The following is a 21862-nucleotide window of genomic DNA, read 5'->3' on the forward strand; positions in this document are numbered from 1 at the left end:
GGGTGGGTGGGAAGGTAATGCGCATAGCCACGCTCCTTGCGTGATGGACTGCTGGTCGGAATCCATCATCGCCGGAAGCGCGCAGGGGATGCTGATCCATATCAAAAGGGGTGCCTGCCCGGCGCCGAGCGTTGCGCCGGTCCGATGCTTTGCTCAGACACGGCGCGTCTCGGGTCATCCTGCATCGCTTTGCATCCGCCATGCGGCGCGTTGACCCGACGCTTCGATGAGAGTCACGGAACGCGGGCTTCCAATTGGACTTTCGTTTGACCTGCGCGCTCAGCTACGCCCCAGAATTCGCACAGTTGCGGATGCACTGCGTTGCGCCAGCGCGGTCCCGTGAAAAGATCGTAATGGTCGCACTGGTCTATGGTCGCGTGCCGGTTGCGCGGAGTATCCGGCGCATGGCATAGCGCATGCGCGCAGTGCGTCTGGCCGGCGCCCGTAATGTCGTCGCGGTCGCCTTCCACTGTGCAAAGAGGAACTTGCGCAAGGGTGGCCGTATCGACGCGCCGTCCGTCGATCGACCACGCTCCACGCGCCAGCAGGTTTTCGTGAAACACCACGCATAGCATGTCGAGAAAATAGCGCTCGCTCATATCCAGCACGGCGGCGTATTCATTCAGCGAACGAAGCGCGGCTTGCGCGTCACGCAGATTGCCCGCGAGCCAGTTCGACCAGTAACGTGCCTCCAGCCCGAGCTGACGGGAAGGCTGCGCGGCGATAATCGCGGCCTGCTGAAGGAAGCCGGGATAGACACGACGTCCGGCCCCGCGATAGGGCGGCGGCACCACGTCGATCACGTTGTCGCGGAACCAGCTCAGAGGATGCGAATTCGCAAAGCGATCTACAGCGGTCCGATGAAGGCGCGTATCGATGGGGCCGCCAAGCAACGCGACACTGCCAAGGTAATGCGCGTTATGTCTGGCCAGCAGACTGGCAGCGGCGAGGGCAGGCACGCAGGCCTGGCATACGGCGACGATGTGCGCCGGCGCCCCACAGGCGGTCACGATTCCAATGAAGCGTTCGAGCGAGTGCACATAATCAGACAACGCGAGTGGACCGGCCGCGAGCGGTACGTCGCGCGCGTCGGCCCAGTCGGTGATATAGACGGTGTCGTGCGTTTCCAGCAGTGTTTCGACGGTTTCCCGAAGCATGACTGCGTGATGGCCGGCTAGCGGCGCACAGAGAAGAACCGGACCGGCCCCGCAGACGGGACCATCGCCGCGCGCGCGGGTGAACTTGCGCAGATTGCCAATCGGCATCTCGTCGACAATGCTTTCTTCGACCGGCACCCATCTGCCGCCGCTTTGCACCGCAGCGATTGCAAACGGCGGAGCAGCGTCGAGTGCGCAGGTGGCGCGCATCAGCCAGTCGCGCGATGCACGAGGCAAGGCAGCCGTCCACTCGCCGCACAACGACTGGCAGGCATTCAGTGCGTTGTCGGCAAGCGTTCTTGTCAGGCGCCGCTGCGTATCGAGTAGGCCGTAAAACATGAGTGCCTCTTTCCTGCCGGCATGCCGCCAACCCTGCACGCCGTAGTGAGCGAATGACGCTTCACAGGCTACGCGCGACGCGCAACCCGTAGCGGACGAACCGTGCTCAACCCTAAGTCATAAGCTACCGACCATCCGCCGGGTTCAGACCTCGCAGTTCGCCAAGCGCCGCGCCGCCGCTAACGCCGCTTCAGTCTGCGAGCGAACTCAACGTGGTTGCAAGCATGCCTACTGTTTGAGCCAGAATCGGCAATTCGTCCTCGTTCAGCTTGAGGGCATCGCCAAGAAGGCGGTGGTTGATCCAGCCCCGCACGACGCATCCGAGTCCCGCTGAAGCGCAGTACAGCGATACGTTTTGCGCAATCGCGCCAGCCGCAATGGCGGCGAAAATCTCACGCTGCTGCGCCGGCATGGACAAAAGGCGCGACATGTTGACAACATACACCAGATCAAGCGGCGCTTCGCCGACAAAGTCCTGATACCCGGTCAGATTACGCGCATCGCTCGGCACTTTGAGCACGAGCCGATGCCTCGGCGCGTCATACAGGTAAACGCCGTACGGCAGTACCGCATAAATGTCGATTTCGTAAAAGGCATGAGCCGAGGGCGCCGTGCGGCCGCCTTTCGCTGGACGATTGACGCCGTCCGCCGCCCACAGCAGCGCTCCGAGCGTCGCGGGCAGCAAAGGCGCGTCGGAGAACTCGCGGGTGCTGGCGCGCTGTGCAAGCGCTTTCATCAGTGGTACACCGCCGGCCATGTCGGGGAGCGGGAGCGTGATCTCGGCGGGGGTTTCGCCTCGTGTGCGAGCGGGCGCGCGACGGGGCGCCGGTTCGTAGGACAGCGCTTGCATATTGGTCATGAGCGACTCCATTCGATGTCAGCGACGATGCATCCACGCACGAATCGGCGCATGCGTTCAACCATAAACGCGCGAGGCCGGGAGATCTTGATTCGCATCAACTGCGCGGACATATCGACGCGAATCGTGCCGGAGGCACGCACGCTCTGTTGCCGTTGATGCAAATCAATCCGCTGCGCTGCAGTCTCCTTAGTCTCACTGCTGATACCGGCGAAATTAACCAGTGGACTTCAGCGCTGCATCCGGCTCGAGCAGCGAAGGGCGAATCCGAAGTGAACACAGAACATCCGGCTGCATCTTCCTCAGCGAAGCCAATCGCCAGGTCCGCGGCGCATCAGCCCGCGCAGAACGCCGGTGCCAATCCGCTTGCGGTGGCGCGTGCCGGTCATCCAGGCCCGGCACGCGAGTGCGGGCATAGCGAAGCTTCGCGCAATGAACTGGATCTCGCCGCGCACGCGGCATTCGCTGCGCTAACGGGTGGTTTGTCGCCTGCTTCGATAGCCATGGCGGCACTCGACTGGTCGCTGCACATGGCGCTCGCGCCAGGCAAAGCACTGAATCTGGCGCAGCAGTGCGCAACTGCGTCGAGCGAAATGGCGCAGCGCATCCAGTTCGCGTCCGCGGCTCGTTGGCGCGCCGCTGCGGTGCGCGACGATCCCCGTTTTTCCGACGATGCCTGGTCACGCTGGCCCTACTGGCTGTATCGCGATACCTTCTTGCAGGCGCAGAAATGGTGGGAAGCGGCGACCACCGCGACACCGGGCGTCGAGCGGCATCACGAGGAACTGGTGCGCTTTCTCGCGCGCCAGTGGCTCGATGCGTGTTCGCCGAGCAACTGCATTGCGACCAATCCGGCGGTGCAGACCGCGGCATGGAGCACCGGCGGGCTCAATTTCCTGACGGGCTTGCAGCACTGGTTACAGGATCTGCGCGGTCTTGCCGGTGTAGTTGCCGGTATAGCGGCACACGATCAGACGTCGCCCGATGCATGGCTGCCGGGTCGAGACGTGGCCGTCACGCGAGGCAAGGTCGTGTGGCGCAACCGGCTGTGCGAACTCATCCAGTACGCGCCCGCAACGGCCACGGTGGCGCGCGAGCCGCTCCTCATCGTGCCGTCTTGGATCATGAAGTACTACATTCTCGATCTTCAGCCGCACAACTCGCTGATCCGTTATCTGGTAGACGCCGGATACACGGTGTTCTGCATTTCGTGGAAAAACCCGCCCGCGAGCTTCCGTGACGTCGGACTCGACGATTACCTGCACGAGGGCCTGTTCGCCGCGCTTGCCGAGGTTCGCGCGCGGCACGAGCAGCCGGTGCATGCGGTCGGCTACTGCCTTGGCGGCACGCTTCTGGCAATCGCCGCGGCGGCGTTGTTCAGGGATGCCAAAGGGTCGGAACTGAAGACGGTGACGCTTCTCGCGGCACAAACGGATTTCACCGAACCCGGCGAGTTGGGCCTCTTTATCGACGCAAGCGAGCTTGCCGCGCTTGATGCGTTGATGTGGCACCAAGGTTATCTCGACGGCCGCCAGATGGCGGCCGCTTTCCAGCTTCTGAATGCGCGCGACCTTATCTGGTCGAGAATGATGAGCGAATATCTGCTGGGCCGACGCTCGAAATCGAACGATCTGATGGCTTGGAACGCGGACACCACACGCCTGCCTTACCGCATGCACAGCGAGTATCTGACGAGTCTGTTTCTGAACAACGACCTCGCCGAGGGACGTTATTGCGTCGATGGCCGCCCGGTTGCGTTGTCGGATATCGAAGCGCCGATGTTTGTCGTCGGCACGGAGCGCGATCACGTTTCGCCGTGGCGCTCGGTCTATAAGCTGCATCTGCAAACGCACCATTCGCTGACATTCCTGCTCACGGCGGGCGGGCATAACGCGGGAATCGTGTCCGAGCCCGGTCATGCGGGCCGCTACTACCGGTGTGCGACGCGGCCGCACAGCGCGCCTTACCGCAGCCGTCACGACTTCCTCGAGCAGACTGCGCCAGTCGACGGGTCGTGGTGGTTGCGCTGGGAACAGTGGCTGCGCGAGCAGTCGAGCGGCGAGGTGACTGCCCGGCCAGTTGAAGACGGTCTATGCGACGCGCCGGGGACCTACGTCTTCGACAAATGACAGCGGGTCATAAGCGGCCGTCCGTTTATCGGCTCACGACGGGAAGCGCGACACTTTTCCCCCAACGTATCGTGCCGATGGACGCAAGCCGCAGCGCACCCCGCGCCTCGCGGAGCGTCTTTCGCCGACCGCTCAGCGGCACGCGCTCACGCGCGCTTGATGCAAGTCAACCGCACCTCGGCGTGGCGTCCTACATTGAAACGTCTGCTGCTTCACTGGCGTCAGCATTGATCGGCATCGGTCAGCATCGATCAGCATCGACATAGGCCGGCGCAGCAAGGCCCATCCGAACCACCTGAGGATCGACATGGCAATTGAATTCGACACCCCCCTCGACCTGTATCGCGCGAACGTGGGGCTGGCCCTGCGGATGATCGGCCTGGGCCACGACGTACGGCAGCAAGCGTGCGACCTGGAAGTGCAGCGCATCAAACGCGACCTTGCCGCATTGAACGCGACTCGCGAGGCGACCATTCGCGCGCGCGACTGGAGCGAGCTCGCATCCAGCTATCAAGCCGCACTGCGGGACTACATGGCGACTACCACCAATGTATGGCAGCAGGCGCTCGTTTCTGCCGCCCGCCAGCAAAGCGCATACAGCGACGGAATGCGCGACGCGCTCGCCCAATGGCAGTCCGCATGGACAAACAACTGGCGCAAGAGCACGGGTTTCGATCCCGTCTGCACACCGCTAAAAGACTGGTTTCCGCGTTTCGAACAGTTGCTGGCCGGTATGCCGGACGGCCGCAGTGCTGCGGCCCGTCATGCGGCAACGGATGTGCCGTCCGTTGGTACGAACGGCCGCGCTTCGCAAGGAGAACACCATGGCGGCTAAGCGCGTTGCCTTTGTCACCGGCGGCATGGGCGGGCTGGGCGCCGCCATTAGCCGGCGCCTTCACGACGCGGGCATGGTCGTCGCGATGTCGCATTCGGAGCGTAACGATCACGTTGCCACGTGGCTTCTGCGAGAACAGGAAGCGGGCCGGCGTTTTCATGCCTACGAAGCCGACGTGACCAGCTACGATTCATGCGCGCATTGCGCAGACCGCCTGTTGGCCGAATTCGGCAAGGTGGACATACTGGTCAACAATGCGGGCATTACCCGCGACTCCACGTTCGCCAAAATGAACAAGGATGCCTGGGACGCCGTATTGCGCACCGATCTCGACTCGCTGTTCAACATGACCAAGCCATTGCTTGGCGGAATGATCGAGCAGAAGTTCGGGCGTGTCGTCAATATCGGGTCTGTGAACGGAGAACGCGGCGCCTTCGGGCAGACCAACTATGCGGCGGCTAAAGCGGGGATTCACGGCTTTACCATGTCGCTGGCATTGGAAGTCGCGAAACATGGCGTGACGGTGAACACCGTATCCCCCGGCTATCTTGCCACCGCAATGACCGCTGCCGTGCCGGAAGACGTGATGGAAACGAAGATCTTGCCGCAAATTCCGGTGGGGCGGCTCGGTCAGCCCGACGAAGTCGCCGCGCTGATTGCGTTTCTGTGCTCGAACGACGCGGGATTCGTAACCGGCGCGAATTTCGCCATTAACGGCGGAATGCATATGGGCTGAAAGCGGCGGAAAGGGGGGGCGCAGAGGGGACGGAAAGGGGTGACGTGCCCGACTGACGCCTGACAGGCAAGAGCACTTGCGGGGCCGCACTGTTCTCACAGCGGGGCCCTTACTTCATACGTGTGCGGCCAACGCGTCGGGCGACACCGCTTTTTCGCTCGGCGCAGGCGCGTCGAGATGCGCGAGGCGCTCCAGCAAAGCGCGCCAGTACTGAAGGTGTTCGAATGCGTCCGGTGCGACCTCGGTATCGAAGCACACCGCGCGCGCCCACTCTTGTGCGCTGAGCGGCTCTTCGTTTGCCAGTTGCCTGACGAGGACGACAAGCCCGGCGTCGGACTCCGCATGCGCGTCGTTGGCGCGCCTGCTCACGCGTTCCGCCAGCAGACAGGTGCGCGCATGAAAATCGAGCAGCAGCACCGGCACGCCCATCGAGCGGGCGAGGGCCGCGAACCTCTCCCGGTGGGCGCGCTTCAGGAATGTCGCATCGACCAGCGCCGGATAGTCGGAAGCCAACACCTGACGCGTGAGACACAGCGGAGCGTCGTAATGTCTGTCGATAGCCTGAGCCGTATAAGCGCTAGGCGGTAACGCCTGCGTATCCGGCACTGCGAACGGCCGCACACGCTTGCGTTCGCTGTCGCTCGAAACACGTACTGCACCGATCAGACTGACGAGTGCCTCGCTTGCCGCGGATTTTCCCGAGCCCGAATAGCCGTGGCACAGCAGCAAATAAGGCCGGGGCTTCGCAGCCAGCCGTTCAGCCAGTGCCAGATAGCGGTTCACCTCGATGAGTGGCTGACGCTGCGAGCCGCCGCGCGTTTTCAGCGCCGCCGCCAGTGCCCGCACCAGCGCGCGATAAACCGAGTAGTAGCGCAGCGCCGGCAATGCGCCGAAGTCGCCGGTGCGTCGCAGCCAGCCGTTCAGCAAGCGGGCGGCAAGATCGTCACGTCCGTGCGCCTGCAGGTCCATGAGCACGAAGCTGAGGTCGCTCGCCACGTCTATCCATCGCAACGCGTTACTAAATTCGATGCAATCGAACATCACCACGCGCTTGCCTCGCCGCAGCACGTTGCCGAGATGCAGGTCGCCGTGGCATTCACGCACGAAGCCGCCGGCGCGACGCGCGTCGAAATGTTGCGCGAGCCGCGCCCACTCACTGTCGCACCATTCACGAATCGAGGCCGGTAAATGCACGCCGGCCTCGCATCCCAGCCTTGTCAGGCTGTCCAGCACGGCTCGCATCTGCATTCGCACCGTGGGCGCCGCGCCGAAGCTGCCACGCGGCGCCATTCGCGACGCGCGACGATGAACCGTGGCGAGACTGTCGGCCAGCGCATCCATCTCCGCAAAGCCGAGCGCTTCGTGCGCGAGTAGTTCGTCGAACACTTCGCGCTCGTCGAAGCGCCGCATCTTCACCACATGTTCGACGACACGTCCGCGCCGCCCGATCTTGCAGACCCGGCCCGCACGAACAATAGTCCCGACCTCGCGATACAACTCGCGTGCAAAGCGCCGGTTCAGCCGCACTTCGTCTTCGCACGCGCGTTGCCGCACGGCGGGTGACGTGAAGTCGAGAAAGCCCGGATCAACCGGCTTCTTCAGTTTGTACGCGTAGCGTCCAGCCAGATAAACCAGGGAGATATGGGTTTCGATCCGGCGGATGCGCCCGGCGGGATGGCAATAGGATGCGGGCCGTTGCAGGGCGCGGTCGATATCGGACCAGCCGCGCCGTGCGAGGCGCTCACGTTGCCTCGCATGCAGCGTTCGGTGCTGCGGCGAAAGAAGAGGTTTGGCCATGATCGGCTCCGCGAATGCAATGAGGAACGATTCAGCATAGGCATAGCCCGACATGCGCCTATTGATGGAAATCATTGTTCGCGGAAGCTGCGACCGATGATTGCCGCTTGATGCATGTCAACCGTCGCGGCGCGAGCCCACTTAAAGTCGCTCGTATGGCAAGCCGGCCTTGATCGTGCCGACCTGCGTTGCACGGCGCATGACAGGCGAAGCGGGCCTCGTGAGCGTGAGCATGGGCAAGCTTGCGACGCCCTGAGCGCAGCGCATTCGCGTGCGGTTGGATCACCTCATCGCTCAGACTTCAGGAGAAGTTCATGACGCTTACTGGAAATGTTGGTGACGGACATTGGTCGGTGTCGGCTGTCACGCATTCGACGACGGGCGGCTTCGACTGCTCGATCAAGATCAGCCACACCGCCCCGGAGGGCGAATTCAATCACGAGTTCAAGCACAGCAGCATTTGGCCGACCGAGCGAGAGGCGGTACTTGCCGGCTTGCGCGAGGGCATGGTGTGGGTGCAGTTGAAGATGTCGAATACGCTGTCGATTGGCCTGAGCGGCGCGCAGCGATCCCACCGCAGTGCGAGTGACGAAGCTTGCCCTGCCAATGTCCGGGCGGCTAACGAGGACTAATCTTCGCCGTCTCGGAGTACCACGCAGAACGACCCAAGGGCGCTTTTGCTCTGACGAATGATTGACGTCTAACGTCCGGGGCCAGGGCACTAGGTCACGCCATCTGCCCGACGGTTCTGCGAAAACGCCGTAATGCCATCGCAAACAGCACCGACCCGATCGCGATAAGAATCATGAACGGCCGCCAGGCGACGTCGAGGCCGGCACCCCGATAAAGAATGGCCTGCCCCAGTTCGACGAAGTGAGTGGTGGGCGCGAGCAGCATGATGTCCTGAACGATCTTCGGCATGCTTTCACGCGGCGTGATGGCGCCGGAGAGCATCTGCAACGGAAGCAGCACGAGAACCACCAGCATGCCGAACTGCGGCATGCTGCGCGCGAGCGTCGCCATGTAAATGCCCATCGACGTGGTGGCGAACAGATGCAGCGCGGTGCCGACCATGAACAGGCCGACCGACCCCTCAATTGGCACATGCAGCGCGCCTCGCACGACGAACGTCAGTGAACCGGTCGCCACTGCCATGACCACCAGTCCCATCGACCAGACTTTCGCAAGCATGATCTCTGCCGGGGTGACAGGCATGACCAGCAGATGCTCAATCGTGCCGTGTTCGCGCTCGCGTATCAGCGCAGCCCCGGTGAGAATGATCGACAGCATCGTGACGTTGTTGATGATCTCCATCAGTGCGCCGAACCAGGTGTGCTCGAGGTTCGGATTAAAGCGCATATGCACGGCAAGATCGACGGGCGGCGGCGCGTTGTCGCGGTAGCGGGCCACGAATCCCGCGATCTCGCCGGAGACGATCTGTTGCACGTAGCTGCTGCCTGTGAACGCCTGGCTCATGCGGGTCGCGTCGACATTCAGTTGTATCGACGCGGATCTTCCGGCCAGCACATCGCGCTGGAAGTCGGGCGGAATGTCGAGCGCGAACGTGTATTCGCCCGTATCGAGCCCGTGGTCGACCTGCGCCGGGGTGATCAGACGCGCGGTGCCGAACTGCGGTGGAAAAAACGCAGCCGCAATGCGGGCGGACAATGGCGAGGCGTCTTCGTCGACAATTGCAATCGGCGCCATATGCAGCGTGTCCGGTTGCGCGGTTGCGGCGGAATAGATCGCCACCGTGAAGGTATAGGCGATCAGCACGACCATGATCGGATCGCGCCACAAGCTCCACAGTTCCTTGACGCCGAGGCGGTAGATGTTCGCGATGCGGCGCATGCTCAGGTCTCCTGCTTTTTCAGTAACGCCGCGGTCAGGCCGAGCACGACCGGTATGGCGGCCAGTAACGGCCAGAATTGCGCCTGAAGCTCGGCAAAGCCCAGCGCCTTGTTGATCACGCCGCGGCTGATCGTGAACATGTAAGTGGCCGGATAGATCGAGCCGATGAAGCGCCCGCTGCCGTCCATCGACGACAGGGGATTGATCAGGCCGGAAAACTGGATCGCGGGAATGAGCGTGCCGATCATCGTCAGGAAAATTGCGGCGATCTGACTGCGCGTAAATGTGGATGCCAGCATGCCGGCGCCAGTCGCGGCCGTGCTGTAGATCAGCACCGCGACGAGTAGTGTCAGGAAGTTGCCTTTGACGGGCACGCCGAAAACGATCCGGGCAAACAGCGTCATCAGCAGAAAGTTGAGGACAGCCAGCAGCACATAGGGCACCTGTTTGCCCAACAGAAATTCGCTACGCGTGACCGGCGTCACATACAGATTGATGATCGAGCCCAGTTCGCGCTCGCGCACGACCGCGAGAGCGGTCAGCATGGCCGGCAGCATCAGCAGCAGCATAGGGATGATCGCGGGCACCATTGCGGGCGCGCTTTTTACGTCAGGGTTGTAGCGAAAGCGTGTCTCGATGTCTACCTGCGCGGCAGGCGTCGTGCCTAGCCGACGGATGCTCTGATCGATCAGCCACGACTGATGCAGGCCGAGCACATATCCACGAATGGTTTCCGCACGCTGCGGCATTGCGCCGTCGATCCACACACCGAGTTGCACGGGCGTGCCGCGTTGAAGGTCGCGGGCGAAATGCGGGGGAATTTCGATCGCGAGGGACAGCCGGCCGCTGCGCATGCGCTTGTCCAGATCGTTGTAGTCGGCGAGCGGGGCCTGTTCTACGAAGTAACGCGAGCCCGACATGGTCAGCGCGTAGTCGTGACTCAGTTCCGTCTGGTCGCGATCGAGGACCGCGTAGGTGAGGCTCTCGACATCGAGGCTCACGCCATAGCCCATCACGAGCATCAGCACGACAGAGCCGAGCAGGGCGAGCGCGGCACGCACCGGGTCGCGGCGCAACTCGAGCGCTTCGCGCCACATGTAGGTCAGCGCCCGGGGCAGGCTGAACGCGCGTGGCTGCGCACGGCCAGGCGAGCTGGCCTGCTTGCGTGCACTGGAAAGGTTGGTGCTGGCCGGCGCTTCGATCTCCGCTTCAGCGCTAGCGCCTGGCTCCGCCTTTTCGGCGCCCGCGTCGCTCAGGTAGCCGATAAAGGCCGCTTCGAGAGTCGCCGCGCCGCGCACGCGTATGAGTTCTGCCGGGGAGCCGGTCGCGAGCACATGGCCGGCATGCATCAGCGAGATGCGGTCGCAGCGCTGCGCCTCGTTCATGAAGTGCGTCGAGATGAAAATCGTCACCTTGTCGCGGCGGGCGAGCTGGATCATCAACTGCCAGAAATTGTCGCGAGCGACGGGGTCCACGCCCGAGGTCGGTTCGTCGAGAATCAGCAGCTCCGGCTTGTGCACCATCGCGACCGCCAGCGAAAGACGTTGCCGCATGCCGAGCGGCAAGCTGCCGGGCAATGCGTCGCGCACGTCGGCAAGACCGAAGCGGCTCACCATCTCGTCGACCCGGCCGGCAATTGCTTGCGGCGGCACGTGAAAGAGCTGTGCATGCAATATCAGGTTCTGCTGAACCGTCAGTTCGCCATAGAGCGAAAACGCTTGCGACATATAGCCGACGCGGGTACGCGTGTCGATATCGTTGGGGTCCACTTCGTGCCCGAAGAGCCGCGCCGAGCCTTCGCTCGCGGGCAGCAGACCGGTCAGCATTTTCATCGTGGTCGACTTGCCGCAGCCGTTGGAGCCGAGAAATCCGAAGATCTCGCCGCGTCGAATGCGAAAGCTGACGTGGTCGACCGCGAGGAAATCACCAAAGCGCATGGTCAGCTCGCTCGCTTCGATGGCGAGCTCGCCCGGCGCATCGGCGGCCAGCGGCTCCACCACGACCGGCTGATGACCGCGGCGGCGTTCCTCCGGCAGCAACGCGATGAACGCTGCTTCCAGCGTGTCCTGCTGCGTGCGAGCAAGCAGTGAGCGCGGCTCGCCGGTTGCGAGGATGCGGCCTGCATCCATTGCGACGAGCGAATCGAAACGCGCGGCCTCGTCCATGTAGGCCGTCGCGACGATGACGCTCATGCCGGGGCGGCTCGCACGGATGCGCGCGATCAGAGTCCAGAACTGCGCGCGTGCGAGCGGATCGACGCCGGTGGTCGGCTCGTCGAGAATCAGCAGGTCCGGGTCATGAATCAGCGCGCAACAGAGCGCGAGCTTCTGCTTCATGCCGCCAGACAGTTTGCCCGCGGGCCGCGCGAGAAACGGCTTCAAACCGGTGCTGGCGGTTAGCGAGTCGATCCGCTCGCGACGCTCGGCGGCGTCGTGACCGAAGAGCCGCGCGAAGAATTGCAGGTTCTCCTCGACGGTCAGCGTCGGGTACAGATTTTTTCCCAAGCCCTGCGGCATGTACGCGATGCGCGGGCACACGAGTGCCCGGTGCCGGCGCGAGCGCATGTCGCCGCCCAGTACTTCGACGCTGCCTTGCTGAACCGCGCGGGCGCCGGCCGCGAGCGCAAGCAGGCTGGATTTGCCGACGCCGTCCGGTCCGATCAATCCGGTCATGCGGCCGGCGGCAACATCCAGAGTGAGATTGTCGAGCGCAACGGCATTTGCATAGCGCAGCACGACGTTGCGCAGGCGGATGACCTGCGGGGTGTCGGCCGTGGTTGCGTCGCTCACTGCGGCACCTTGATCGCCAGCGAAGCCGGCCACGCGGCGTGCTGATCAATCCTGATCCAGGCGACGCCCGGCAGGCCAGTCTTCACAAGCTTCAGGTGCTTCAGCAGCAGTTCGCGGTTGATCCGTGCCTTGACGCGGAACATCAGCTTCTGGCGCTCGCTGGTGGTTTCCACGGTCTTCGGGGTGAACTGCGCGGTACTCGCGACGAACGACACGGTGGCGGGAATCACATAGTTCGGCGCCGCATCGAGTATCACGCGTACTTCCGCGCCCAGCGCGACCTTGCCGACCACCGTCTCGGGCAGAAAGAACGTCATGTAGACGTCGGAGAGATCGACGATGTTCAGGACCTTGCCACCCGCGGGCAGCACTTCTCCCGGCTCGGCAATGCGATATTGCACGCGGCCGTCGCGCGGCGCCGTCAACTGGCTGTCGCTGATGTCGGCTTCCACGCGCGCAACGGTTGCGAGCGCGGCATGCACAGCGGAATGCGCGGCAACCAGTTGCGCGCGGGTTGCGTCGACGGCGGCCTGGGCGGCGGTGACCTGCGCTTTCGCGGCAAGCACCGTAGCTTGAGCGCCGCGCTCGCGAGCCCGATCGTCGTCGAGTTCCTGCATGGAGGATGCGCCTTCGCGCGACAGCGTCTCCGAGCGTGCCAACTTGCGCCGCGCTGCGTCGAGTTCGCTTTCACGTTGGGAGACAATGGCCTCGGCGGCAGCCTTGTCGCTTTGCCTTTGCACGACCTGTGCTTCGATGCTGGCCGCGGTGTTGAGCGCCTGCTGATGCTGCGCGCGTGCTTCGGCGAGTTGCGCGTCGAGCACGCTCACCTGCATGGTCGCGACGGGCTGGCCTGCCTTGACGAAGTCGCCTTCATCGACGGTAATCGTTTGGACACGGCCCGCCAGCTTGGTGGCCACGTCGATTTCGGTCGCCTCGATCCGGCCGTTGCCGCTGACGAAATCCGCGGCGGGACGCGACCCGCGCAAGATCTTCGGGGCGTAGTAGGCGGCGGCAATCACGACCAGCGCGGCGGCAGCCACGATCAGTTTTGTTCTTCGGTTCATGGCAATGGGCCTTGTTCATGCGCGATGTCGGGGACCGGGGGTGCGCCGGTCTGCTCCCGGTCCTGCACGTCGCCGCCGAGCGCGGCATAAAGTGCGACGCGGCTCGAGAGCAACGCACGACGCGTCTGTATCAGTTGCTGCCGTGCATTGAGCAGGTCGCGCTGCGCGTCGAGCACTTCGAGAAACGGCGTCGCGCCGTTGTCGTATCTCAGCCTGGCGAGGCGGGCACGCTCGGTCTGTGCCGCGAGCGTGTCCGTTTCCGTCTGAACCTGCGCGGCGAGCCACTCTCTCGCCGAGAGCGCGTTGGCGACGTCGCGAAAAGCTTCCTGAATGGTTTTTTCGTATTGCGCGACCGCTTCGCCTTCGCGGGCCTTGGCGAGTTCGAGATTGCTGCGATTGCGGTTGGCATCGAAGATGGGCAGCGAAAGGTTGGGCATGAAGATCCATGCGCCGCTGCCCGATGCAAACAGGTTATGCAGTTCGGTACTCGTCGACCCGACGGCGCTGGTGAGCGTGACGCGCGGAAAGAATGCCGCGCGCGCCGCGCCGATGTTCGCGTTGGCAGCGCGTAGCTGATGTTCCGCTGCGACGATGTCGGGACGCCTTTCCAGCAGCGACGAAGGCAGCCCTGGCTGCAGGTTTGCGTACACGCTCGTGTCGGCGAGCGGTGCCGGTTGCAGGCGTGCGGGCGCGCCGACCAGTACGGCGAGTGCGTGGGCCTGAGTCGCGCGCTGCTGTTCGAGCTGCGCAACCAGCACTTGCGCCTGCTGCAAGAGAATTTCCGACTGCCGCAGATCCAGCTTCGAGATTGCGCCGACCTCGAAGCGGCGGCGGAAGATTCGCAGCGAGTCCGATCGGCTTGCAATCGTCTCGCGCGCAACCGAGATGCGTTCGTCGAGTTCGCGCAGCAGCAGATAGTTGTCGGCTACGTTTGCGATGACGCCAAGGGTAGCGGCGCGGCGTGCAGCGTCGCTCGCCAGATATTGTTCGAGCGCTGCGTCCTTGAGATTGCGTATGCGCCCCCAGAAGTCGAGTTCCCAGTTGCTTTCGCTAAGCCCCACCTGATACGCGGCAGCGTCGAGGCTGCCGCCGGGTGCCAGCACGCCCGGCGTATGCAGACGCACGTAGGCCGCGCTGGCAGCGATGGTGGGCAAGGTGTCGGCGCGCCGCACGCCGTAGGTGGCGCGAGCCTGTTCGACGCGCTGCACGGCAATGCGCAGATCACGGTTCCCGCCAAGTGCCTGTTCGATCAGGGCCTGCAATTGCGCGTCGGGAAAATAGCTGTGCCAGTCGAGTTGGATTGGAGCCGATGTGGCATTGGCGGGCGCATCTCTGGACGACTCAGCAGCGGACGAAGCGGGGAGCGAAGCAGCGTCCCAGCTATCTGGCACCGGCAGCGCAGGTCGCACATAAGGCGGCGTCAACGACATGCATCCGCCTGTGCAGAGCGCCGCGGACAGTACGACTGCCGACGCGAATTTCATGCCGCTACGAGGCGAGCGACGTGTTGCGGGCGGCGGTCGTGAGCGCGACGATGAGAACATAAGTGCGTGCTGTGAATTGGGCGGAATGCTTCGATCAAGGCGAGTGGCTGGGACGGGCATCGGTTATGCAATGAGCGTTGCGCGCCGCAAGCGGTCGCAAGCGGGCGCAAGCGGTTGCTTGCGGGCAGCGGCGCGCGGCGCGGCCGGCACTTGCACCAGCGAGCAACCCCGTCCCGCTTATGCTGCAAGTACTTATAACCGACGAGGTGGATGGGGTAGCTTGATCTGGATCATTCAGGCCCGGACCGGTGAGGGCGGCCTCCTTCGTCTCACAGCGGGTTAGATTCGCGGCCCGATGCATGACACTCCATCCGCGAACTTTGGCGATGCAAGCCGGTTTCTTGTGCTGGGCGAATGCACAGCAACCAGACAAATCTGCAAGAGATGTTGGTCATCAAAGCGAGCGGGTTGACATTCACCACTACGAGCGTTGCGACGCGCACACCATGGAAGGCTGCGAGATAGGCAGAGCCGTTCCGCGGAACGAGTGCTGCCCGCTAGTGTGATGCCAGTTTGAACTGGTTGACGAGCACGCTGGAGAAACGTTGCACATGTAGCGCAACGTCCAATCGTTAAGCGCGTGATAAGGCGAGCGCAGTGCAGGGCGCCCGGCGCGGCGCTCGCAGGCAAGCGCGAACATGTAGGACAAGGTCCGGATGATTCCCGCATCGATGCTCGACGCACGCGACGCGGACGAGGCAATGTTCGCCGTATCCGGGTGCATCGCGGTCGCTCGAGTGTTTTCGGAAAGCGTGGCACGCGTGTGGCACAGCGCTTTCCTCGCTATCGGAATCTGTCTGGCTTCCCCACTGAATGGTGGATCAGACGATAAGCCGGACGCAACAGCAGCTTTTCCCGCATCCTCGCATGCACCAGGCCGGCTTGAGTCAACGGATTGGAGAGCCTGCTGATGCGCACTATCTCCTTGCGCAGTCGCGGATGAACACACGCTAGTGCGAGAACAAAAAACGAGCCCGGCAACAGCAACAGGCCAACAAGTATGGCGCTTCTCAACATAGTGCCTCCGGAACTGTTTTTGGTTTCGCTCTGAATCGAGAATACGTTTCGCCGGCTGTGACCGATTGACATGCGTCAAAGCGGCCAAGAGCCCGCCGCAACGAATGCGGTAATACCTCGTCGGGTGTGCGTTATTCGCGGCCGAGTGCGAATTAGCGTCGGAGCATGAAGTGCCGCGTTTTCAAACCTTCGATAGCCGCGGTAAACGGCGAGCGAGCAAAGTGACTCATGTCAACGGGAAGGGCCGTTAGCGCAATACAGTGACTCGCGGGCGTAAGCAACCGATGCCGTTACGCACGAACCCCTCGCACAGCAGAGGACCATCATGCCTTGGACAACTGATCGTTACCCAGTATCAATGCGCAACATGGAGCCTTGGGTACGCGACAAGGCGATCGAGATCGCGAACGCGCTGCTCAGGGAAGGCGCGCCCGAAGGCACCGCGATTCGTATTGCCATTGCGCAGGCAAGGCGCTGGGCGTACAGGCAGCGCGATAAGCGGGCGGCCCTGCCAGATAGCGACATGGGGCGGTGGCATTGAGCGAGCTTGCAAGCGTCGGCGAACTTCGCAAGACGCACATTCGCGGGTGTTCGTTGGCACACAATCTTGTCAGAACGGCATCGCTGATCCAGGATTTTATTAGCAGATTACTGACTATCAGCGCCGGGTCTGTGACGATCATTCATTCTGCATCCGGTCGCTTTCTAGAACGCGACTTCGCCTGAGCCTTTGAGGCCGAGCATCACCCGCGCCTCTTCTGCCGTGGCAATCTGAAACCCTAGCTGTTCGATGACGGATCGGATAGCCGTGACCTGCTCGGCATTGCTCTTCGCCAACTGCCCTTTGCGCAACCACAGGTTATCTTCCAGACCAACACGGACATGGCCTCCCAGCAACAGCGCCTGCGTTAGTACCCGGGGTTGCTGCGCGCCGGCGCCCAGCGCCGACCAGTGGTAGTCAGCGCCGAAAAGACGGTCCGCCGTGCGCTTCATGTGCGCAATATCTTCCGGGTGCACGCCAATACCGCCGCGAACCCCGAACACCGACTGGATGAAAACCGGTGCTTTGAGCAGGCCCCGATCCACGAAATGCGCAGCCGTATACAAATGACCGATGTCGTAGCACTCAATCTCAAAGCGTGTGCCGTTGTCGTTACAGGCCTCGAGAATGTGAGCGATGTCCTTGAACGTGTTGCGAAAGATGCGGTCCTCGCTCGACTCGAGATACGGTCGCTCCCAGTCATGCCGGAATTCCTTGAAGCGGCCGAGCATCTCGTACATGCCGAAGTTCATCGACCCCATGTTCAGCGACGCCACTTCGGGCTTGAAACGCAGCGCCGGCAGCAGGCGCTCTTCCACCGTCATGGTGGACGCTCCGCCGGTCGTCAGGTTGATGACGACATTCGACTCTGCCTTTATCTGCGGTAGGAACTGCGCAAATAGCTGCGCATTCTGACTGGGCATCCCGGTGACAGGATCGCGCGCATGCAGATGCACGACTGCCGCACCGGCTGCTGCAGCCTCTATCGCAGACGCGGCGATTTCCGCTGGTGTAACCGGCAGGTACGGCGACATGCTCGGCGTGTGGACCGAGCCGGTTATCGCACAGGTGATGATTACCTTCGAGGCTTGCGCCATGTCGATGTTTCCCATTTGGTGATATGAGCCTGGTGCGGCATTCAGGCGCCCCGCACGGAAGTCATGGGCTCAATCGAGCCGTCCACGTGACATCTTCAGATCGGCAAGTATTCATTGATGGTTGCTGCTTCAAGTAGAGGCAGTCCTTTGAGACGCGTCGGCACAGCTACATTTGCTTTCGGCGATAGGGCCCGAATACAGCGGCTCATGATGCCGGTCATACTTAGGTCGACGTACAGCACGTCTTCTCGTGCACGGATGGTTTCGAGCGTCGCTGGCATGTGGTAAGGCTTTGTGAAGCAATCCGCCATCAAGCGGGGCACATCGTCCATTTCGTTGTATTGGCGGCGAGCGACTGCCGAGAATACGGGAACACTAAACGAACGAAGTTGTAGCGAAAGGATCAGTTCGTGGAATGCGTCCGCAGCGGGTTGAAGTGCCGGATGATGAGCGGGATAGGGTATGGATAGTTTGTGCGACTTGACACCATTGTGGTGAGCGGCTATGGCGAGTGCATCAAGTGCCTGATTCGTGCCACTGACAACGGTTTGGCGCGGGGCATTGACGCAGGCTAGCACGAGGTTGTCATCACCCACCGTATTGAGCAGCGTCAGCGTGTCGGCTTCAGATGCTGTCAACGCGACCATTCCACCGCGGCCTTCAAATGGGCGAAACGCCGTATTGAGAGCAAGGACCGCGCGCACCCCGTCCGCTACGGTCCAGGCAGCGGCACACACTAGTGATGCGATTTCGCCCATGCTTTGGCCGATGATTGCGGACGGGTGGATTCCTTGGCGCTCCAGTAGTCGGTGTACGCATACGGCAGTCGCGAACGCGGCCAACTGCGGGACGCCAACGGGAATTGTGTCGGGCGACGCTTCGCCAAGCAGTATCTTCCGGACGAGCCGCGCGTCGAACTCATAACCCGATGCGAACGCCTCGGTTTCTACGGTATCGAGCGTCTCGTCGATAGCCGCACGCGCGACAGGGTCGCTTGTATAAAGCGGCCGCAACGCGCCAACAGGGTTATCCCCCTGCCCAGGAATGACAAAAATCGGTCCGCTGCCTGTTTTGTCTTTCAGCTCATTTTCCATTTCTTATCCCGGTCGAAAAATCGAAGATGTAGGCGATCTGACGACTCCGAACGCCGTCTGAAAAGCAGCTGTGCTTCCGCACAAGTTCCTGGCGCTAATGCCAACACCCATGCAGGAACTCAAGGTCGACGAACCGGTAGGAACCTACCGAGTAAGTGCGGATTGTCCGGACAATCGAATTCTTATTTCTCGCACGTCATTGATGTTCATTGTCAAGTTACCCCGATGAGTGGAACCCGGAAGACAATCCAGCGCCAAGACAATCCGCCAATGCGGAATAGATTTTTTCGCATGCCGTACCGTGACTACGCAATGCAAATTATTGCTCAATCTTTTAATTCAAAACGCACAGGAATCCTGACTTATGGTGATATCCATTGCCTGATTCGTGTATTCAGAGTATTCGATTTGCCGCGATCCGAAAGTCACAAATTGTGAACACGAACCTCCTGCCACGTGAAAACGCGGACTGGAGATGGCGTGACAATTGTTGTCTTTCTGCGTGACTTCAGACAACTAAACTTCGTGAGTCGCGCCTGGTTGGTCTTCTGAACCACGCTACGGAAGAGTTGCGACTTCGCGACTTCTCACCGAAACGGCGCAAGGCGGCCCAGCTCGCGATTTTGATTGACTGTAGGAAACGACCAAACGGTCGAACACTTCCATAAGTAAACGTATGGATACCTTACTATTAATCAAACGAGCCAATTTGCATAAAAATCGGTCCAGATTTTTCGACCTTGTCAAGCCAGGTCGCTCGAATCAGGCGCCGAAACAGATGCACGAAAAGTCCCTGCAACCGGACAACCGCCGCGTTGTCTGCTCACCTGAGAAGAGGAATCATGGCCACTCCTGAGATGTTCAGCCGAACTCATATTAACGATATCGAAGAGGTCGAGGCGGTGCCAGGCATCTTCGTCAAGATGCTGCACCACACCGACGAGGGCGTGATGGTCCGCCAGCTTCGATTCGCTCCAGGCGCAGTCCTCCCGATGCAGGACACTCACGAGCTCGGCCTGGAAATGGTCTACGTGCTCGATGGCACATTTGCCGATGAGTCAGGAAGCTATCCCGCCGGTTCCATTCTGTATGGCAAGAAAGGCTCTTCGCACATCCCGGCGAGCCCAGAAGGATGCACGGTTCTCTCCATCAATTTCGTCGACTGACTGACGGGAGCGCCATGAGCACAGACAGCATGATCGAGTTCTTACGCTGGTACGCGCGCGAGCGACTCAGCTCGCGCCTTATCGACGAACACCGGCGGCCGCCGGCCTCACTGCCAGCGGACCTGGCCGCGGCAGGGCTGCTCGGCCTGAGGGTCGGCGCGGAGCACGGCGGCCAGAGCCTGTCCGCGCGCGAAACCGCGCGTGTCCTGGAGCAGCTCGGAGCAATCGACGGCAATGTGTCGCTGCTGACGACCGTGCACAACGCGGTGGGAGTCGACCCGATTCTCGCTTTCGCCGACCAGGACATCAAGGACAAGGTGCTTCCGGTCCTGGCCTCCACGGGGGCGCTGGCGGGCGTGGCGGCGACAGAGCCGGAGGTCGGCACGAACTTCCAGGCGATGACGTCGCGGGCGGTGCGCGATGGTTCCGGTTACGTCGTCAACGGAACCAAGTCAATGATTTCGCTGGGCGGTTGGGCCAGGTACATCAACCTCACGGTGCGCCTGGACGACAGCCTGACGACCTTCCTGGTGCCGACCATGACGCCGGGGTGGGTGCCTGTCTCCGAGGCGCTCACGGTCGGCATGAGGGCCGTGCCGCAGCATCACATCGAGATGCGCGACATGCGGCTCGACGCCGACGCTGTCCTCGGCGGCGTCGGCAATGGGGCGGCTGTTGCAACGCACGCTTTTCAGACAGGCCGCTGGATGCTCGCTGCCGGAATCGTAGGGACGATGAAACGGTGCCTCCAGCTCGCCACACGTTACGTCTCGCGTCGTACCGTCGCGACCGGCCCGCTGTTGAGCAATGGCAGGATCGAGCAGATCCTGAGTGATTGCGTCGCTTGTGTCGAGGTTGTCGATGCGGTAACACGCTTGATTTATGACGGCCTTGACGAGGGCCGCGTCGTTGATCCCACGTACTACACGGTATGCAAGATCATCAGTGGCGAACAGTCGTGGAGCGTGATCGACACTTGCGTGCAACTCATGGGTTGGCGCGGCTTCCTTGACTCAAACCCGGTCACGCAGAACTTCAGGGATTACCGGGTTCTCAGGGTGTTCGAGGGATCGACGGATGGAATCTCCGGCTACCTCGGACGTTCGGTGCTGAAGAACCCTGGAAAACTGCACACCCTCCTGACGAAGGACTTTCCGGATGCAGATGTTCTTGCACCCCTCTGGTCAGCTCTCGACCAGGCGTCCGCAACATTCCCGTCACTTTCCCCGCAGCATCAGCACCGTCTCGCAGCTAGTACGGCCAATGCGGTGGCGTGGGCAGTGAGCGCAGCGGCGCTCCGCAAGGAAGGCGGCGAAGTCCGCGCTCATGCCTTCGAGTGGGCCACGCGCAAGCTCTCGGATGCCGTGCAGGACATGCGGCGATCGCACCACCAGGACGCAAGGGTGGTCACCTCCGCGAAGCTCTCGGAGCACATCGCATCCTACGAGGAACAGATCGGCGACATCGAGCAAACCTACGGTGCAGAGGTACACACGCTCGATCCGCTCTTGCGGCGCACCTTGTAGGCTTCTTCGTTGTATTCCTTCGGGACTGACAGCTCCATATCCGGCGACGCCTTATCTCGGCTCGCCGGATACACCGGTCTACCTTGAAGACGTACCGACAACCCGGTAATCCGGAAAGATCGCAGCGCGTATTTTCTTTTGCGCCGCCGGCAACTCGACCTCCGGCACCTCGATGCCTTGGTCGCGCGTGGCGTCGGCTGCTCCTGCGCCCGTGCAGCCCTCGTCAGCGAACCCAATTCCCACCGTCTCTCCCGTGGACTGCTACACCTGCGGCACCCGTTCGTTTACCTGCGCGCGCTACTGATCATTGGCGGGCGGGAG

General features: G+C 62.1%; 16 protein-coding genes. 7 read left to right on the top strand and 9 right to left on the bottom strand.

Annotated features, from left to right (window positions below; translation table 11 throughout):
- Positions 1-233: 233 nt before the first annotated feature.
- On the bottom strand, positions 234-1496 hold the full coding sequence (phaZ, locus tag JNB89_RS29990; RefSeq protein WP_220364623.1) for a polyhydroxyalkanoate depolymerase: 1263 nt from the start codon (positions 1494-1496) through the stop codon (positions 234-236).
- 190 nt (positions 1497-1686) lie between these two features.
- Entirely contained in the window at positions 1687-2355 is a 669-nt protein-coding gene (locus JNB89_RS29995) for a nitroreductase family protein (protein WP_220364624.1), read from the bottom strand.
- 314 nt (positions 2356-2669) lie between these two features.
- Between JNB89_RS29995 and JNB89_RS30000 the strand changes: the two genes are divergently transcribed.
- The 3 genes from JNB89_RS30000 (at position 2670) to phbB (ending at position 6055) form a co-directional block, all read left to right on the top strand.
- Complete coding sequence (locus JNB89_RS30000) at positions 2670-4484, top strand: alpha/beta fold hydrolase (RefSeq protein ID WP_220364637.1); 1815 nt, start codon at positions 2670-2672, stop codon at positions 4482-4484.
- A 307-nt stretch (positions 4485-4791) separates the two neighbouring features.
- Complete coding sequence (locus JNB89_RS30005; RefSeq protein WP_220364625.1) at positions 4792-5319, top strand: hypothetical protein; 528 nt, start codon at positions 4792-4794, stop codon at positions 5317-5319.
- Positions 5309-6055, top strand: a complete 747-nt coding sequence (gene phbB, locus JNB89_RS30010; protein ID WP_220364626.1) for an acetoacetyl-CoA reductase — start codon at positions 5309-5311, stop codon at positions 6053-6055. The genes JNB89_RS30005 and phbB overlap by 11 nt, the downstream gene beginning before the upstream one ends.
- Positions 6056-6169: 114 nt before the next feature.
- Here phbB and JNB89_RS30015 read toward each other — a convergent pair whose 3' ends face one another.
- Entirely contained in the window at positions 6170-7852 is a 1683-nt protein-coding gene (locus JNB89_RS30015) for an AAA family ATPase (protein WP_220364627.1), read from the bottom strand.
- A 314-nt stretch (positions 7853-8166) separates the two neighbouring features.
- Here JNB89_RS30015 and JNB89_RS30020 point away from each other — a divergent pair, with 314 nt between their 5' ends.
- Complete coding sequence (locus JNB89_RS30020) at positions 8167-8484, top strand: UDP-glucose 4-epimerase (protein ID WP_220364628.1); 318 nt, start codon at positions 8167-8169, stop codon at positions 8482-8484.
- Between the two features lie 94 nt (positions 8485-8578).
- Here JNB89_RS30020 and JNB89_RS30025 read toward each other — a convergent pair whose 3' ends face one another.
- From JNB89_RS30025 to JNB89_RS30040, 4 genes are read right to left on the bottom strand one after another with little or no spacing between them, the layout of a single operon-like run.
- The gene (locus tag JNB89_RS30025) at positions 8579-9703 is read right to left on the bottom strand and encodes an ABC transporter permease (RefSeq protein ID WP_220364629.1); all 1125 of its coding nucleotides are present in this window, start codon (positions 9701-9703) and stop codon (positions 8579-8581) included.
- A gap of 2 nt (positions 9704-9705) precedes the next feature.
- Positions 9706-12492 (bottom strand): ribosome-associated ATPase/putative transporter RbbA, encoded by a 2787-nt coding sequence (gene rbbA / locus JNB89_RS30030; RefSeq protein ID WP_220364630.1) that lies wholly within the window; start codon positions 12490-12492, stop codon positions 9706-9708.
- Positions 12489-13556 carry an HlyD family secretion protein gene (locus JNB89_RS30035; RefSeq protein ID WP_220364631.1) on the bottom strand — a complete coding sequence of 356 codons (1068 nt, stop codon included), beginning with the start codon at positions 13554-13556 and terminating at the stop codon, positions 12489-12491. The genes rbbA and JNB89_RS30035 overlap by 4 nt, the downstream gene beginning before the upstream one ends.
- Entirely contained in the window at positions 13553-15100 is a 1548-nt protein-coding gene (locus JNB89_RS30040) for an efflux transporter outer membrane subunit (protein ID WP_431026614.1), read from the bottom strand. The genes JNB89_RS30035 and JNB89_RS30040 overlap by 4 nt, the downstream gene beginning before the upstream one ends.
- A gap of 1342 nt (positions 15101-16442) precedes the next feature.
- Here JNB89_RS30040 and JNB89_RS30045 point away from each other — a divergent pair.
- On the top strand, positions 16443-16658 hold the full coding sequence (locus tag JNB89_RS30045) for a hypothetical protein (protein ID WP_220364633.1): 216 nt from the start codon (positions 16443-16445) through the stop codon (positions 16656-16658).
- 164 nt (positions 16659-16822) lie between these two features.
- Here the strand turns inward: JNB89_RS30045 and JNB89_RS30050 are convergent, their stop codons facing one another.
- Both JNB89_RS30050 and JNB89_RS30055 read right to left on the bottom strand, forming a co-directional pair.
- Positions 16823-17755, bottom strand: a complete 933-nt coding sequence (locus JNB89_RS30050) for a 3-keto-5-aminohexanoate cleavage protein (RefSeq protein ID WP_220364638.1) — start codon at positions 17753-17755, stop codon at positions 16823-16825.
- A 95-nt stretch (positions 17756-17850) separates the two neighbouring features.
- Positions 17851-18849, bottom strand: coding sequence for an acyltransferase domain-containing protein (locus JNB89_RS30055; RefSeq protein WP_220364634.1), 999 nt, complete (start codon positions 18847-18849; stop codon positions 17851-17853).
- 842 nt (positions 18850-19691) lie between these two features.
- Here JNB89_RS30055 and JNB89_RS30060 point away from each other — a divergent pair.
- Positions 19692-20015 carry a cupin domain-containing protein gene (locus JNB89_RS30060; RefSeq protein ID WP_220364635.1) on the top strand — a complete coding sequence of 108 codons (324 nt, stop codon included), beginning with the start codon at positions 19692-19694 and terminating at the stop codon, positions 20013-20015.
- Positions 20016-20029: 14 nt separating this feature from the next.
- Positions 20030-21541: an acyl-CoA dehydrogenase family protein gene (locus tag JNB89_RS30065; RefSeq protein ID WP_220364636.1), complete on the top strand. Its 1512-nt coding sequence runs from the start codon at positions 20030-20032 to the stop codon at positions 21539-21541.
- Positions 21542-21862: the final 321 nt, after the last annotated feature.

It is taken from the genome of Paraburkholderia phenoliruptrix (assembly GCF_019511605.1).
Lineage (GTDB): Bacteria > Pseudomonadota > Gammaproteobacteria > Burkholderiales > Burkholderiaceae > Paraburkholderia > Paraburkholderia phenoliruptrix_A.

What these genes read in the sequence shown, in the direction of transcription:
- JNB89_RS30020 (WP_220364628.1), top strand. Translation starts at nt 8,167, where the DNA reads ATGACGCTTACTGGAAATGTTGGTGACGGACATTGGTCGGTGTCGGCT.
- JNB89_RS30040 (WP_431026614.1), bottom strand. Translation starts at nt 15,100, where the DNA reads ATGTTCTCATCGTCGCGCTCACGACCGCCGCCCGCAACACGTCGCTCG.
- JNB89_RS30060 (WP_220364635.1), top strand. Translation starts at nt 19,692, where the DNA reads ATGGCCACTCCTGAGATGTTCAGCCGAACTCATATTAACGATATCGAA.
- JNB89_RS30065 (WP_220364636.1), top strand. Translation starts at nt 20,030, where the DNA reads ATGAGCACAGACAGCATGATCGAGTTCTTACGCTGGTACGCGCGCGAG.
- phbB (WP_220364626.1), top strand. Translation starts at nt 5,309, where the DNA reads ATGGCGGCTAAGCGCGTTGCCTTTGTCACCGGCGGCATGGGCGGGCTG.
- JNB89_RS29995 (WP_220364624.1), bottom strand. Translation starts at nt 2,355, where the DNA reads ATGACCAATATGCAAGCGCTGTCCTACGAACCGGCGCCCCGTCGCGCG.
- JNB89_RS30055 (WP_220364634.1), bottom strand. Translation starts at nt 18,849, where the DNA reads ATGGAAAATGAGCTGAAAGACAAAACAGGCAGCGGACCGATTTTTGTC.
- JNB89_RS30015 (WP_220364627.1), bottom strand. Translation starts at nt 7,852, where the DNA reads ATGGCCAAACCTCTTCTTTCGCCGCAGCACCGAACGCTGCATGCGAGG.
- JNB89_RS30050 (WP_220364638.1), bottom strand. Translation starts at nt 17,755, where the DNA reads ATGGCGCAAGCCTCGAAGGTAATCATCACCTGTGCGATAACCGGCTCG.
- JNB89_RS30025 (WP_220364629.1), bottom strand. Translation starts at nt 9,703, where the DNA reads ATGCGCCGCATCGCGAACATCTACCGCCTCGGCGTCAAGGAACTGTGG.
- phaZ (WP_220364623.1), bottom strand. Translation starts at nt 1,496, where the DNA reads ATGTTTTACGGCCTACTCGATACGCAGCGGCGCCTGACAAGAACGCTT.
- JNB89_RS30005 (WP_220364625.1), top strand. Translation starts at nt 4,792, where the DNA reads ATGGCAATTGAATTCGACACCCCCCTCGACCTGTATCGCGCGAACGTG.
- JNB89_RS30045 (WP_220364633.1), top strand. Translation starts at nt 16,443, where the DNA reads ATGCCTTGGACAACTGATCGTTACCCAGTATCAATGCGCAACATGGAG.
- JNB89_RS30035 (WP_220364631.1), bottom strand. Translation starts at nt 13,556, where the DNA reads ATGAACCGAAGAACAAAACTGATCGTGGCTGCCGCCGCGCTGGTCGTG.